This is a genomic window from Mesorhizobium sp. M6A.T.Ce.TU.002.03.1.1 (assembly GCF_003997275.1).
Classification (GTDB): Bacteria; Pseudomonadota; Alphaproteobacteria; order Rhizobiales; family Rhizobiaceae; genus Mesorhizobium; species Mesorhizobium mediterraneum.
Map to the genome: position 1 here is coordinate 16,593 of NZ_RZTI01000070.1, position 14,617 is coordinate 31,209.

Below are 14,617 nucleotides of genomic sequence, written 5' to 3' on the forward strand. Positions count from 1 at the left end.
GGAGTTGATCATGTCGATGCGAATGCCATCGAATTTCGGACGGTCCGGCGCGCAGGAGTCGGCGCTCGACCTGCTCGGCCACGAGATCCTCGGCGAAAAGGCGGCGGCGCTCGGCCGCGCCGGCCGGCGCGTGGATGAAACGCTGGCGAGGTTGCGTGAACATGGCGACGATGGCGAACATCGTGCCCGGCTGCTCAAGGACGCGGCGGAGGCGGTCCACGGCTATTTCATCCAGCGCGAATTGTGCGGCTTACGCAAGCACGACGCGGTGATCCGGGAATACAACATTCCCAAGGCCGTGCTGGCCAGGCTCGGCGCGAAATAGACAATAGTGTTGAAAATCTGACCGAAAACGAAATACCGATTTCGACCCTTTGCGGACCATCCCTGATGGGAGTTCAAGGGAACGTCGTGACCCTTTCGAGACTCTCCGAGGCCGATTTTCCTTCCCGGAACCGGACGTTAAGCGCAACCAGTCTGATGACCCTTCTCGGACCTTCCCGAACTCATTTTGGTGCCGGATAGCGGACGTTCGGCTGAACCAGCCGCTCTGACCCCTTGCTGACCTTCTTGAGCCGGTGCTCTTGGCAGAAAGCAGACATTGGCCGCGACCAGTGCTCATGATCCGTTCCTGAACTTTCCTACGAGGTAGGCTCCGGGGTTGGACTGATAGACTCGTTCACGAAGCGTCGGTACACTGCCGGACTGCTTTCAGATGAGAGCAATCGCCGCACATGACCGACGAACGCATCCAGCGTCGACTCGCCGCCGTAATGGCGGCCGATGTCGTTGGCTACAGCCGCCTCATGGAAACGGATGAGGCCGGCACGCTGGCCGCGCTCAAGTCCCGACGCAAGCAAGTGCTGCAGCCGTTGGTCGCCAGGCACCATGGCCGGGTCTTTAAGGTGACTGGCGACGGCGTGATGGTGGAGTTCGCCAGCGCCGTCAATGCTTTGCAATGCGCCATAGACGTGCAGCATGCGATGGCTGCCGCCAATGCCGCTCTGCCGGAGAAGCTCCGTATCGTGCTGCGCATTGGCGTCAATTTAGGTGATGTGATGGTCGAGGGCAGTGACCTTTATGGCGATGGCGTCAACATCGCTGCGCGACTGGAAACCACCGCCGAGCCAGGCGGCATCCTCATCTCCGGAACGATCTACGACCACGTCCGAAACAAGATCGAGGTTGGTTTCGAGGATCTCGGGGCCCAGACCGTGAAAAACATTGCCCTGCCAGTTCGCATCTACCGCGTTTCCGGCACGCCGCCTGTTGTGATTTCCACATCCAAGGCCATCACCGACAAGCCTTCGATTGCCGTTCTGCCGTTCACGAACATGAGCAGCGATCCCGAGCAGGAGTACTTCGCTGACGGTCTGGCGGAAGACCTGATCACTGACTTGTCGAAAGTGCCTGGTCTGTTGGTGATCGCACGCAACTCCACATTCGCTTACAAGGGGAGGTCAGTCGATGTCCGCTCAGTCGCCAGGGAGCTGACGGTGCGTTATGTGCTTGAAGGAAGTGTGCGCAGGGAGAAGGCTAGGGTGCGGATCAATGCCCAGCTAATCGACGCCACGGACAGCAGTCATCTCTGGGCTGATCGCTTCGACCGCGATTTGGCGGACGTCTTCCTGTTGCAGGACGAGGTCGTCCATACGATTGTAAGTGCCCTGTCCGGCGTGTTGCCGGCCGCTGTGACCTCCAGCACACGTAGGACAGCAAGTCTCGAAGCGTATGACCTCTTCGTCCGCGGCCGCGTGCTGGTGGTTCAGTCGCCCGAAAGCAACAGGGCGGCTCCCGCGCTCTTGGAAAGGACCATCGAACTCGATCCCGGCTTCGCCGATGCTCATGCTTGGCTTGCGATGAGCCACCATTTTGCCTGGGCGTATTGGCTGGATGCTCCAGAGCGCCATCATTCGCTGGCTCTGGCGGCAGCCTGGCGCGCCGTATCGCTTGATCCGGAAAATGCCGTGGCCCATGCAATCCTCGGCGACGTGCTGATCTACGATGGCAAGCCGGATGAAGGCGCGGCGGAGCTGGCCACTGCCCTTCGGGTCAACCCCAATCATGCCGATGCCTGGGCATTCCTGGGGCAACTGAAGGCATTCGAGGGAAAGGCTATCGAGGGCATCGGACATTTGCGCCACGCCATTCGCCTCAATCCGCACCCGCCGGGGTGGTACTATTGGCTTCTTGGGCTCGCCCAATACGCAGCGGGTCAATACGCCGATGCCGTCGAAACACTCCGGCATGAGGCCACGCACCGGCTCGGCTCGCAACGTATCTTGGCTGCAAGTCTGGCGCGGCTCGGGCATTTGGAAGAGGCCAAGGAGGAAGCAAGGCAATTCCTCGCCTCGAATCGAGATTTCTCGATACAGCACTGGGCAAGCACACAACCGTTCCGGCACGAGGCCGATCGACAGCATTTCATCGATGGCTATGAAGACGCCGGCCTGCCACAGTAGGGCCGGACGTGGCCACAATCCCAACCGTGCAAATTTGGATATCTAGCCTTGCTGACCATTCGCACAGCCACACTTGCCGACGCAGACGCCATTTGGAGCATACTCGAGCCCATCTTGCGGGCAGGCGAAACCTACGCGCTGCCGCCTGACTGGAGCCGATCCGACGCGCTGTCATACTGGTTTTCCCCGGATCACGAGGTGTTCGTCGCAGGAACGGACGAACTGGTGATGGGAACTTATTATCTGCACGCGAACCAACGGGGCGGCGGTGCCCACGTCGCCAACTGCGGTTATATAACCGCGCCGGACTCGGTCGGCCGGGGTGTTGCAACGGCGATGTGCCAGCACTCTCTGGGTCACGCGGCTGCGCGAGGCTTCCGGGCCATGCAGTTCAACTGTGTGGTCAGTACCAACGAACGCGCGGTCAAGCTTTGGCGTCATCTTGGATTCGACGTTGTCGGAACGATTCCGCAAGGTTTCGAGCATCCGGTTCTGGGGTTCGTGGACACGCTGGTAATGCACCGATCGCTCTGACTGCCTTGCGCAGGCGCATAGCTGCCCTAATACGTTACGAAGAGATCTTCGACGCGGATACGACGTTCGATCTTCTGAGCCCGGTCCGGGTGGCGGCACTCTTCGTCACTCGCTTGTCGACCTTGGAGGCGGCTTTGCCCTTCATCCGTTCCAAATGCCAGAACCGACGGGGTATGAGGGTGGCTCGATGCAGATGGGGAAGAGAGGTCACATAGATCATCTCGCACTGAAGGTAGACGATGAAGAGCGCTTGCAGGAAGTCAGGCGACGTCTAGTGAAGGCCGGCGCTTCGGATGGGACCATTACGGATTTCGGCGCTATCCGTCTTGTCAGCTTCAAGGACCCGGATGGAATGGAAGGTGAGGTCGCACGGTGGACCGATAGCAAACGCGTGCTCGGCTTTCATGAACGCAAGCAGGAGACTTGGCAAGATTAACAATGGTCAGAACTTCCGGCGGAAAATCGCGAAGGTCCGCATCGGGCTGACCCTGCCTCATGCCAGTTCTGCCGTCATCGACTGCAACGGTTCGAATCCTGCGGTTGAGCGAAGGTCGGCAATGGGGAATCCCGCCGAATGACCGGATCTGGCGCGACGGAGCCGGCCGAAGGATTCGGCTCTGCCACACGGCCACCGAGCTCTCCACGTCGCGGTTGGGTGGAAGGCGCGGTCATCGAGCATAGCGGCACCAACGACCCGGAATGTGTCATTAGCAGACAGTCCACGCAGCGTGATAAGCTCAAAGCAGGCACCGGAGCGTGGAGGGTATCTGGATGACAACGTCGTTTCGGGAGGCAGAACTCGCCGGCTGGTCCACCCGCTCAGCAAGCTACGATCAGCACCTATCTCCGATTACCAATCAGGTCATCGCGCCCATCATTGCAGCCTTGGGACCGCTGGACGGAAGGAGGGTGTTGGACGTGTGTTGCGGACCGGGCCATCTCGCTGGATCGCTTGCAGCCGAGGGGGCTGCCGTTGAGGGCGTTGATTTTGCAGCCTCCATGATAGCGAAAGCGGGAGAGAACTATCCAAGACTCACCTTCCAGGTGGGTGACGCCGAAGCGTTGCCCCACGCGAGCGACACATTCGATCATGTCGTATGCGCATTCGGGGTGATGCACCTCAGGCGCCCCGAGTCGGCCATTGCAGAAGCTTTTCGCGTGCTCCGCCCCAAGGGCCGATTTGTGTTTACGCAGTGGGGCAAGGACGATGAGGTGCTGAATATCGTACTATCGGCGATCGCCGACCACGGAACGCCGATCTCAGATCTGCCGGATGCACCTCCGCCATTACGATTCAGTGATCCGCGCGAATGCCGTCGGGTGCTTGAAGCCAGCGGCTTTACCGAAGTGCGTGACGATCTCATTGAAACGACATGGACGAACGAGCGACCGAAAGCGCTGCTCGATCTCATTTATGGCGGTGCTGTGCGAGTTGCCATGATGCTGGAAGCACAAGAGCCAGCTCGGCGCGCCCGGATTCATGACGCGATTCTCGGTGCCGCGAAAGCGCATGTCTTCGACGGTACTGTTGTAATCCGAAGGCCCGTGGTGGTGGTTTCCGGTACCAAGCCCTCGAGTGCCTGACGTCTGAAATGGGTGAGAACGCGCCCTTTCTCACACCGGAGAGCCGTCCGCAAAGGGTCGATTCGGGCGGTACAGCGAACGACCAGTTTTGAGACGGGCCATGAATGTCGCGAAATGGCGCTGCCTGTGCGTTCCGATCGGCGATACGGAAGGCAGAAAACCATCCAAAGCGGTTGTCTCACCTCGGGTACCAAGCGTCAGATTTTCACCACTAGTTCAACCATGATCTTTTCCGAAAACCGGTTTCCGGTTTTCGCTGACGCGGACCTTCGGTTCGTGATCATGGCCTACTCCAGCCATTCGGTGATGAAGCTGCCGTTTTCGTGGATGTCGGTGGTCTCCAACGGGCCTGGGCCGAGATTGGTGAATTTGTGCGGCGTGTTCGGCGGCACGATCAATATCTGGCCAGCCGACGCCTCGATCTGCCGGTCACCGACGGTGAACAGCCCGGTGCCGGCGCGGATGATGAAAATCTCGCAATAGGGATGCATGTGCAGCCGCGGGCCGCCGCCGATCTCCGGCAGATAGTTGAAGATCAGGCAGCTTTTGGAGCCGTAGGCGCCGCACTGCAGCTCGCCTTGCCAATGGTCGGGCCAGCGGTCGGTCGCCCCGGCCCATTTGTCGCGGTCGATGACATGCGCCATGGCAGAGGATAGACCGAGGCCGGGGCTCCTGTCGAGGCAAACGCAGGCTCCGATTTTGCCGTTGTTTTCCTGTGGTTTCGCCGTCTTCGTTGCCACGCGGTCCGACGCCGAATTGCGTCCCCGCGACAATCTGCCCTTGTGCCTTCACCCGTCTGGACAAAAACAGGCTTCACGCATAAACCGAAGTCCAAATGCCGGAGGAATTCGCTAGCCTGTTCGCCATGCGCTGTCGGGTTGGCGTGAATGAGCGGGGAATAAGGCTCGGCCACCGGCACGGAAGAGGCGAAAGGATCAGGCACCCGTGAGCGCAACCGACATCCAGGATCCCAACCGTCGTGATTTTCTCTACGTCGCCACCGGCATGGCCGCAGTGGTCGGCGCGGGTGCCGTCGCCTGGCCGTTCATCGACCAGATGCGCCCGGATGCCTCGACGCTGGCGCTGGCCTCGGTCGAGATCGACGTCTCTTCGCTGACGCCGGGAACGTCGCTTGTCGTGAAATGGCGCGGCAAGCCGGTGGTCGTGCGCAACCGCACAGAACAAGAGATGAAGGACGGCGAGGCGGTCAATCTGGCCCAGCTCAAGGATCCGCTCGCCCGCAACGCCAATTTGCCGGCCGATGCGCCGGCGACGGACGCCAACCGCACCATGCCGGGCAAGGAGGCCTGGATGGTGATGGTCCAGGTCTGCACCCATCTCGGCTGCATTCCGCTCGGCCAGGAAGGCGAGTTCGGCGGCTGGTTCTGCCCGTGCCACGGTTCGGTATACGACACCGCCGGCCGCGTCCGCGGGGGGCCGGCGCCGGAGAACATGTCGGTGCCGGTGTTCCAGTTCATTTCCGACACCAAGATCCGTATCGGCTGAGGCTAGGGGACATTTCGATGAGCGAGGGACACTCGACCTACACGCCCAAGACCGGTATCGGACGCTGGTTCGACGCCCGCATGCCGCTGCCGCGGCTGGTCTATGACAGCTTCGTCGCCTATCCGGTGCCGCGCAACCTCAACTATGCGTGGACCTTCGGCGGCATCCTGGCGATCATGCTGACGGCGCAGATGCTGACCGGCATCGTGCTGGCCATGCATTATGCGGCGGACAGCACTCTCGCCTTCGATTCGGTCGAGAAGATCATGCGCGACGTGAATTCGGGCTGGCTGTTGCGCTACATGCATTCGAACGGCGCGTCGTTCTTCTTCGTCGCCGTCTACATCCACATCTTCCGCGGGCTCTACTACGGTTCGTACAAGGCGCCGCGCGAGCTTCTATGGATCCTCGGCTGCATCATCTACCTGCTGATGATGGCGACGGGCTTCATGGGCTATGTGCTGCCCTGGGGGCAGATGAGCTTCTGGGGCGCGACCGTCATCACCGGCTTCTTCAGCGCCATCCCGCTGGTCGGCGACTGGATTCAGCAGCTTTTGCTCGGCGGCTTCGCTGTCGACAACCCGACGCTGAACCGCTTCTTTTCACTGCATTATCTGCTGCCGTTCATGATCGCCGGCGTCGTCGTGCTGCATATATGGGCGCTGCATGTGGTCGGCCAGTCGAACCCGACCGGCATCGAGGTCAAGTCGAAGACCGATACCGTCGCCTTCACCCCTTACGCGACCATCAAGGACGCGTTCGGGATGCTCGTGTTCCTGTTCATCTTCGCCTATTTCGTCTTCTACCTGCCGAACTTTCTCGGTCACCCCGACAACTACGTAGTCGCCGACCCGCTGAAGACGCCTGCCCATATCGTGCCGGAATGGTACTTCCTGCCGTTCTACGCGATCCTGCGTGCCATCACCTTCAATATCGGGCCGATCAACTCCAAGCTCGGTGGCGTGCTCGCGATGTTCGGCTCCATCGCCATGCTGTTCCTGGTGCCGTGGCTCGACACCTCGAAGGTGCGCTCGGCGGTCTACCGGCCCTGGTACAAGCTGTTCTTCTGGCTGTTCGTGATCGATGCCGTCCTGCTTGGCTGGCTGGGCTCGCAGCCAGCCGAAGGCAGCTATGTCTTCATGGCGCAGATGGCGACATTGTTCTACTTCGCCTTCTTCCTGGTCGTGCTGCCGGTGCTAGGCCTGGTCGAGACGCCGCGGCGATTGCCGAATTCGATCACCGAGGCGGTGCTCGAGAAGAACAAAAGTGGCGGACATCCGGCTCGTGCGACAGCCGCGGAAACCAAGGGCTGAGCATGATCCCGAAAAGTGGAGACCGGTTTTCGGAAAAGATCATGCTCGAGACGACGACAGCGCGGCAGAGAATCTCAAGGGGATTTGGCATGAAGACGATTCTCACCTCGCTGGCGCTGCTCGGCCTTGTATTGGCGGGCACTGCGGCCGCGACCACCGGGGCGATCGCCCAGGAGGAGGCGCACAGCGAAGCCCAGCCGACGCATTTCCCGATACACGAGCCGAAGGAGATGGACTGGAGCTTCGCCGGGCCGTTCGGCACCTACGACAAGGCGCAGTTGCAGCGCGGGCTGAAGGTCTACAAGGAAGTCTGCGCGGCCTGCCATTCGATGAAGTTGGTGGCGTTCCGTACGCTGGAAGATCTTGGCTATTCGGAAGCGCAGGTCAAGGCGCTGGCGGCCGAGTACACGATCAATGATGGTCCCAACGATGCCGGCGACATGTTCGATCGTCCCGGCATACCGTCCGACCATTTCCCGGCGCCGTTCCCCAACGATCAGGCAGCAGCGGCCGCCAATGGCGGGGCTGCCCCGCCCGACATGTCGCTGCTGGCCAAGGCGCGCGGCGTCGAGCGCGGCTTTCCGCGTTTCGTCTTCGACATCTTCACGCAATACGCCCAGGGCGGTCCCGACTATATCCACTCGCTGCTGACCGGCTATGACGAGCAGCCGCCGGCGGGCATGGAGATACCGGAAGGCACGCACTACAATCCGTACTTCATAGCCGGCGTGTCGCTGAAGATGCCCAACCCGCTTTCCGACGATCAAGTGACCTATGACGACGGCTCGCCGCAGACGGTCGACCAGTATTCCCGCGATGTGTCGGCCTTCCTGATGTGGGCAGCCGAGCCGCATCTGGAAGCCCGCAAGAAGACCGGCTTTCGCGTGCTGGTCTTCCTGCTGCTGTTCGGCGCGCTAGTCTATCTGACCAAGCGCAAGGTGTGGGCCGGCGTGGCGCACTGAGCTACAGAAGAGCCACGAGATCGAAAGGGCGTCGAAAGGCGCCCTTTTTGCATTTCCCTACCGCATCGGCCCGAAAATCGGGAATCGATTTTCGGAAAATATGATGCGTAGATTCAAAGTGTTAGAGCGTACTTTGTGCGTCCAAGTGGACTCACGTCGCTCTAGACCGTCGGCTAAGTCCTTTGCCGGACAATTTTCTTCCAGGCGCCACATCGCGGTAGCCGTCGCCGGCCGCCCCGGGTTACGATCGGCCCGAGTTCCTTTCACGTCTTCAAGTCGAATCGGACGAATATTTCGGAGAGCCGCCCCATGAAACCTTCGCTCGAAGACACGCTGCTTGCCGCGATCCGCACCATTCCGGACTATCCCAGGCCGGGCATCCTGTTTCGCGACATCACCACGCTGCTCGGCAATGCGCGCGCCTTTCGCCGCGCCATTGATGAGCTGGTGCATCCCTACGCCGGCCAGAAGATCGACAAAATCGCCGGCATCGAGGCGCGCGGCTTCATCCTTGGCGGCGCCATCGCGCACCAGCTCTCGGCCGGCTTCGTGCCGATCCGCAAGAAGGGCAAGCTGCCTTACGAGACGGTGCGCGTCGCTTACAGCCTCGAATATGGGCTGGACGAGATGGAGATGCACAAGGATGGCGTGTCGCCGGGCGAGAAGGTCATCCTCGTCGACGACCTGATCGCCACGGGCGGCACGGCGGAGGCAGCGGTCAAGCTGCTGCGGCAGATCGGCGCCGACATCCTCGCCGCCTGCTTCGTCATCGACCTGCCGGACCTCGGCGGCCGCGAGAAGCTCGAAGCGCTCGGCGTGCCAGTCAGGACGCTGATCGGGTTTGAGGGGCATTGAGAGGCGTGCTTCTTACCCTTCTCCCCCTGTGGGAGAAGGTGGCCGAGCGAAGCTCGGTCGGATGAGGGGTGCTGGACAGAGTGAGGCGTTGAGTTCCCTCCAACACCCCTCATCCGTCTTGGCGCTGCGCGCCAATCCACCTTCTCCCACAAGGGGAGAAGGTAAGCAGCGCGCTCTCACCCCATCTTCACCAGCACGGCACTTTCGAACTCGATGACCTTGTCGCCGGTCGAATCGAAGGCCTCCGAGCGCAGCGTGAGCAACCGCCAGCCCGGCCGTGATGCGATGGGGCGATGGGCAAGCGCGGTGCGGGTGAAGGTCACGGTTTCTCCGGCATAGACGGGCTTCAGCCATTTGAGGTTCTTGAAGCCGGGCGAGGGGCCGAATTCGGGCGCGGGCCCAGCGCCGGCCCAGCGGGCGCCGTTGGCCTCCACGCCGGTCTCGAGGTTCAATTTCATCCAGGTTGCCGCTGTGTGCCAGCCCGAGGCGCACAGGCCGCCGAACACGCTCCTCTTCGCCGCCTCTTCGTCGAGATGGAATATCTGCGGATCGTATTTCCTGGCGAACGCCTTGATCGCCTCGGATTCGAATTTATGCGAACCGAGCGTGACGGTGACGCCGATGCAGAAGAATTCGTCGATGCTCACGCGTTGGCCCCTCGGGTCAGGAACATGACGGTGTTCTCGAGTTCGAAGACGCCTTCGCCACGCTGGTTGAAAAGCTCGCTGCGCATGGTGACGAGGCCGAGCTGGGGCTTCGATCTGGACAGGCGCTTGGCAAGGACGGTGGTGTTGCCGGTCAACATATCGCCGGCCAGCACCGGCTTTTTCCATTTGACGAGGTCGACACCGGGGGCGCCCTGCGAGGTCGAGTCCAGCAGGAAGGCATCGCACAGCATGCGCATGAACATCGCGCAGGTGTGCCAGCCGGAGGCCGCCAACCCGCCAAGGATGCTGGCCTTGCCCGCCGCCTCGTCGAGATGCATCGGCTGCGCATCGAACTCTTGCGCGAATTCGATGATCTCGGCCGCGCTCACCAGCTTCGTGCCGAGGTCGAGCGAGGCGCCCTCGACGAAATCCTCATAGGCCCAAGTCTTTCCGATCATGGTCTGGCCGGTCATGGTCTGGAATTCTTTCCGGTCATGGTCTGGAATCCGGTTCAAGATTGCACGATCGCCACGGATCGGGGTTCCCGGATGCAGGTGGGACGGGATTTGGTCAAGTAATTTCTGGTGCGCCAGGCCATCGCGCGCCCCACGGAACAGCCAGCGAAACAGAAGGTCCGAAGGCTTTACAACCAGCCGCGGCGGCGGAAATACCAGAAGGGCAGGATCGCCGACAGGATCATCAAGCCGATGGCGAAGGGATAACCGAAATGCCAGCTCAGCTCGGGCATGACATTGAAATTCATGCCGTAGATCGACGCGACCAGCGTTGGCGGCAAGAAGATGACCGCGGCGACGGAGAAGATCTTGATGATGGCGTTCTGCTCGATCGAGATCATGCCGAGCGTCGCGTCGAGCAGGAAGTTGATCTTCTGCGACAGGAAGGTGGCGTGGTCGGCGAGCGACAGCACGTCGCGCGACAAGGTCTTGATGCGCGCGCGGATGTCCTTACTCATCTTGGTCTGGGTCGAGGCGTGGGTGAGGAAGCCGGCGAGCCGCTGCAGCGAGATCAGGCTGTCGCGGATCGAGGAGGCGATGTCCTCCTTGCGGCCGATGGCCTTCAGCAATTCCTGGAAGTCGCGGTTGCGCTTGGAAGCCTCGGTCGAGCGTGCCTCGAAGATGTCGCGCGAGATCGTCTCTATGTCGCGGCCGGCGCGCTCCAGAATGTCGGCGAGGCGGTCGACGATCGCCTCCAGCAGGCCGATCAGGATGGTGTCGCCGCTGGTGCAGCCGGTCGCCACCTTCTCGGCGCGCAGCGGAAAGGTCTTGAAGGCCTTCGGCTCGTGGTAGCGCACGGTGATCAGCCTATTGCCGGCCAGCACGAAGGTGACCGGCGACATTAGCGGATCGTCGGCCTCGGTCTGAGCCGGCAGCGTGGCGGTCATGAAATAGGCGCCGTCCTCGATATAGAGGCGGCTCGAAATCTCGATCTCCTCCATCTCCTCGCGCGTCGGAATGGCAACACCGAGCCAAGTCTCGATGGCCGTTTCCTCTTCCTTGGTAGGGTTCATAAGGTCGGCCCAGACGACCTTGTCGCTGTTTGCCAAGAGATCGTCGGCAACGCGCAGGCGATCATTGTCCACGACGAATGCCTTGATCATCGCCGGGTCTCCCTTGCTGAGGCCAAAAGGATGGGTTCGAGCGGGCGTGTCGTTTCGGATTGCACGGGACAGGCTTTCGACGAAAGCGCGGGCCGGTGCAGACGCCCCTTAGACCGGGCATTGCGGGCAGTCAAGCCACGCGGAAAGGGCCCGTGCGGTCTCTCCCTTCTCCCCTTGTGGGAGAAGGTGGCCGAGCGAAGCTCGGTCGGATGAGGGGTGTTCCAGCTTGGCACCCACAGCGCTCCGGCTAACACCCCTCAACCGTCTTGGCGCTGCACGCCAATCCACCTTCTCCCGCAAAGGGAGCAGGAAGAATGCGCCGTCGGTCAGGTCAGGTGTTGAACTTGAACAGCATGATGTCGCCGTCCTGGACGACATACTCCTTACCTTCGTCGCGCGCCTTGCCGGCTTCCTTGGCGGCCACTTCGCCACCCAGCGCGACGAAGTCGTTGTAGGCGATGGTCTGGGCGCGGATGAAGCCACGCTCGAAATCGGTGTGGATGACGCCTGCCGCTTGCGGCGCCTTGGCGCCCTTGTGCACGGTCCAGGCGCGCGTTTCCTTTGGCCCGACGGTGAAATAGGTGATGAGCTGCAAAAGCTCGTAGCCGGCGCGGATCACCTTGTTCAAGCCTGGCTCCTCAAGGCCCAACGTTGCCAGGAATTCCATTTCCTCGTCGTCGCTGAGCTGCGCGACCTCGGCTTCGATCGCTGCCGAAATCACCACGGTACGGGCGCCTTGCGCGGCAGCCATCTGTTCGACCGCTTTGGTGTGCGTATTGCCGGTGGCGGCGTCGGCCTCTGCGACATTGCAGACATAGAGAACGGGGTGCGACGTCAGCAGGTTCAGCCCCTGCAGGATACGCAGGTCCTCCGCGGAGATACCTTTGAGCAAAATGCGGGCCGGCTTGCCGGCCTGCAGGAGTTCAAGAGCGGCTTCCATCATCGGAAGCACGGTCAACGCCTCCTTGTCCTTGCCGGAAGCGCGCTTGCGGAACTGCACGATGCGGCGCTCGAGGCTGTCGAGGTCGGCGAGCATCAGCTCGGTCTCGACGGTCTCGGCGTCGGCGACGGGATCGATGCGGCCCTCGACATGGGTGATGTCATCATCCTCGAAGCAGCGCAGCACATGGACGATGGCGTCGACCTCGCGGATGTTGGCCAGGAACTGGTTGCCCAGCCCTTCGCCCTTCGAGGCGCCGCGCACCAAGCCGGCGATGTCGACGAAGGAGATGCGGGTCGGGATGATCTCCTTCGACTTGCCGATCGCCGCGATCTTCTGCAGACGCGGGTCGGGCACCGCCACCTCGCCGGTATTCGGTTCGATGGTGCAGAACGGATAGTTGGCGGCCTGCGCCGCCGCCGTCCTGGTCAGCGCGTTGAAAAGTGTCGACTTGCCGACGTTGGGCAAGCCAACGATGCCGCATTTGAAACCCATTTTTATCCGGTCCTATCGGGAAATCGAAATTTGATGAGGGCTATGGGCGAAAGCGGCGACGAACGTCAAGCCCTTCGCTCCGTTCACGCCGAAGCTCAATCCTTGCCGCCAAACAGCTTCTTCAGCATGGCGGCCATCGGGCCGGTTTGCGGCAGCTTGACCGCCGGCTGCTGTCGCGCCTGACGGACGTGGCTTTGCTGTTTAGGGCTCTGCTGTTTCGACCCCGCGTTTTCGCGTTCGGGCGTAGCACCGGTCTTGCGCTGGACGGCAACGCTGACCTTGTTCATAAAGCCGGGCTCATCACCCCTCACAATCATTTCGGCATGATCACCGATGGCGTCGAGCAGCGGCTCCAGCCATTCGCGATCGGCCTTGGCGAAATCGCCAAGCACATGATGCTGGACGAATTCCTTGACGCCCGGGTGGCCGACGCCGATGCGCACGCGGCGGTAAGCGTTGCCGACATGGCCGTCGATCGAGCGGATGCCGTTGTGACCGCCGGCGCCGCCGCCGGTCTTCACGCGGACCTTGCCGTCGGCGAGGTCGATCTCGTCATAGAAGACGGTGAGCGCCGAGGGCGTGAGCTTGTAGAAGCGCAGCGCTTCGCCAATCGACTGGCCTGAATTGTTCATGAAGGTCTGCGGCTTGATCAGGATGATCTTTTCGCCGCCAAGCGTGCCTTCGGCAATCAGGCCCTGGAATTTCTTCGACCAGGGCGAAAAGGAATGGCGGCGGGCGATTGCGTCCGCCGCCATGAAGCCGACATTGTGCCGGTGGTTGGCGTATTTCGCGCCCGGATTGCCGAGGCCTGCAAACAGCAGCATCGTCACCTCCGGGCGGAAAGGGATTACTTCTCTTCGGCAGCAGGAGCCGCTTCGGGCTCAGCCGCTTCGACCGTCTCTTCCGCCTCCGGCTTCATCGCCGCGGAGCCGGCAATGGTCGCGACGGTGAAGTCGCGGTCGGAGATCACCGGCTTGACGCCGGCCGGCAGCTTGACCGCCGAGATGTGGATCGAATCGCCGATATCGGTGCCGGTGAGATCGACGGTGATGAATTCCGGGATCGCATTGGCCGGGCAGTGGAACTCGACCTCGTGACGCACGATGTTGAGCACGCCGCCGCGCTTGATGCCGGGCGACTTGTCCTCGTTGATGAAGTGGACCGGCACGTCGACATTGACTTCTGTGTCCTTGCCGATGCGCAGGAAGTCGACATGGACCGGGAAATCCTTGACCGGGTCGAGCTGGAAGTCCTTGGGCAGGACCTGGATCTTCTTGCCGTCGACATCGATCGTGGCGATCGTGGTCAGGAACCCGCCGCCATGGATCTTGTAGTAGATGTCCTTGTAGGTGAGGGCAATCGCCAGGGGAGGCTGCTTGTCACCGTAGATTACTGCAGGCACTTTACCGTTACGGCGAACTGCACGGGCGGACCCCTTACCGACCTGTTCGCGCGCTTCGGCCTTGAGCTCGTAAGAAGCTTGGCTCATGGCATTTCCTTTCGCGTTGTTCTGGAGCGTTCGCGGCCGGCGAGACGCCTGGGCCGTAAACGTCGAAAGCCGTCATGGCCTTACATGATCTGGTCCAAAATCTTTTTTGGGATCACGCAGGCCGGACAGCCTTCCGCCGCGTTGCCTCCAAGGGTGTCTACGCGGGTGGCGGCTCTATAGCGGAAGGTGGGGCGAGGTGCAAGCCGTTGGGG

At 61.5% G+C, this 14,617-nt stretch carries 16 protein-coding genes; 9 read left to right on the forward strand and 7 right to left on the reverse strand.

What is annotated here, in order from left to right; translation table 11 throughout:
- Positions 1 to 10: 10 nt before the first annotated feature.
- The 5 genes from EOC93_RS20225 (at position 11) to EOC93_RS20245 (ending at position 4,580) form a co-directional block, all read left to right on the forward strand.
- Positions 11 to 325 carry a DUF6665 family protein gene (locus EOC93_RS20225; RefSeq protein WP_095484264.1) on the forward strand — a complete coding sequence of 105 codons (315 nt, stop codon included), beginning with the start codon at positions 11 to 13 and terminating at the stop codon, positions 323 to 325.
- Positions 326 to 734: 409 nt separating this feature from the next.
- Positions 735 to 2,462, forward strand: coding sequence for an adenylate/guanylate cyclase domain-containing protein (locus tag EOC93_RS20230; protein WP_127205490.1), 1,728 nt, complete (start codon positions 735 to 737; stop codon positions 2,460 to 2,462).
- A 51-nt stretch (positions 2,463 to 2,513) separates the two neighbouring features.
- Positions 2,514 to 2,996 (forward strand): N-acetyltransferase, encoded by a 483-nt coding sequence (locus EOC93_RS20235; protein ID WP_126107373.1) that lies wholly within the window; start codon positions 2,514 to 2,516, stop codon positions 2,994 to 2,996.
- A 187-nt stretch (positions 2,997 to 3,183) separates the two neighbouring features.
- On the forward strand, positions 3,184 to 3,432 hold the full coding sequence (locus EOC93_RS34880) for a VOC family protein (RefSeq protein ID WP_245457949.1): 249 nt from the start codon (positions 3,184 to 3,186) through the stop codon (positions 3,430 to 3,432).
- A gap of 335 nt (positions 3,433 to 3,767) precedes the next feature.
- Positions 3,768 to 4,580, forward strand: coding sequence for a methyltransferase domain-containing protein (locus tag EOC93_RS20245; RefSeq protein ID WP_127205491.1), 813 nt, complete (start codon positions 3,768 to 3,770; stop codon positions 4,578 to 4,580).
- Between the two features lie 287 nt (positions 4,581 to 4,867).
- Here EOC93_RS20245 and EOC93_RS20250 read toward each other — a convergent pair whose 3' ends face one another.
- The gene (locus EOC93_RS20250; RefSeq protein ID WP_095484265.1) at positions 4,868 to 5,224 is read right to left on the reverse strand and encodes a cupin domain-containing protein; all 357 of its coding nucleotides are present in this window, start codon (positions 5,222 to 5,224) and stop codon (positions 4,868 to 4,870) included.
- 301 nt (positions 5,225 to 5,525) lie between these two features.
- On the opposite strand from EOC93_RS20250, the gene petA reads away from it, so the two are divergent.
- From petA to EOC93_RS20270, 4 genes are all read left to right on the forward strand, one after another.
- On the forward strand, positions 5,526 to 6,086 hold the full coding sequence (gene petA / locus EOC93_RS20255; protein WP_127205492.1) for a ubiquinol-cytochrome c reductase iron-sulfur subunit: 561 nt from the start codon (positions 5,526 to 5,528) through the stop codon (positions 6,084 to 6,086).
- Positions 6,087 to 6,103: 17 nt separating this feature from the next.
- Positions 6,104 to 7,399 (forward strand): cytochrome b/b6, encoded by a 1,296-nt coding sequence (locus EOC93_RS20260; protein ID WP_127205493.1) that lies wholly within the window; start codon positions 6,104 to 6,106, stop codon positions 7,397 to 7,399.
- A gap of 89 nt (positions 7,400 to 7,488) precedes the next feature.
- Positions 7,489 to 8,361, forward strand: a complete 873-nt coding sequence (locus tag EOC93_RS20265; protein WP_126105263.1) for a cytochrome c1 — start codon at positions 7,489 to 7,491, stop codon at positions 8,359 to 8,361.
- Between the two features lie 309 nt (positions 8,362 to 8,670).
- Positions 8,671 to 9,216 carry an adenine phosphoribosyltransferase gene (locus tag EOC93_RS20270; RefSeq protein ID WP_095484226.1) on the forward strand — a complete coding sequence of 182 codons (546 nt, stop codon included), beginning with the start codon at positions 8,671 to 8,673 and terminating at the stop codon, positions 9,214 to 9,216.
- A gap of 176 nt (positions 9,217 to 9,392) precedes the next feature.
- Here EOC93_RS20270 and EOC93_RS20275 read toward each other — a convergent pair whose 3' ends face one another.
- From EOC93_RS20275 to EOC93_RS20300, 6 genes are all read right to left on the reverse strand, one after another.
- Entirely contained in the window at positions 9,393 to 9,863 is a 471-nt protein-coding gene (locus EOC93_RS20275) for a MaoC family dehydratase (RefSeq protein WP_127205494.1), read from the reverse strand.
- Entirely contained in the window at positions 9,860 to 10,321 is a 462-nt protein-coding gene (locus EOC93_RS20280; RefSeq protein WP_127205498.1) for a MaoC family dehydratase, read from the reverse strand. Before EOC93_RS20280 ends, EOC93_RS20275 begins: the two co-directional genes overlap by 4 nt.
- Before the next feature lie 185 nt (positions 10,322 to 10,506).
- Positions 10,507 to 11,481 carry a magnesium/cobalt transporter CorA gene (gene corA / locus EOC93_RS20285; protein WP_127205495.1) on the reverse strand — a complete coding sequence of 325 codons (975 nt, stop codon included), beginning with the start codon at positions 11,479 to 11,481 and terminating at the stop codon, positions 10,507 to 10,509.
- Positions 11,482 to 11,812: 331 nt separating this feature from the next.
- Entirely contained in the window at positions 11,813 to 12,916 is a 1,104-nt protein-coding gene (gene ychF, locus EOC93_RS20290) for a redox-regulated ATPase YchF (RefSeq protein WP_127205496.1), read from the reverse strand.
- A 95-nt stretch (positions 12,917 to 13,011) separates the two neighbouring features.
- On the reverse strand, positions 13,012 to 13,740 hold the full coding sequence (gene pth, locus EOC93_RS20295) for an aminoacyl-tRNA hydrolase (protein ID WP_127205497.1): 729 nt from the start codon (positions 13,738 to 13,740) through the stop codon (positions 13,012 to 13,014).
- 23 nt (positions 13,741 to 13,763) lie between these two features.
- Positions 13,764 to 14,405 carry a 50S ribosomal protein L25/general stress protein Ctc gene (locus EOC93_RS20300; RefSeq protein ID WP_126105267.1) on the reverse strand — a complete coding sequence of 214 codons (642 nt, stop codon included), beginning with the start codon at positions 14,403 to 14,405 and terminating at the stop codon, positions 13,764 to 13,766.
- Between the last annotated feature and the right edge of the window lie 212 nt (positions 14,406 to 14,617).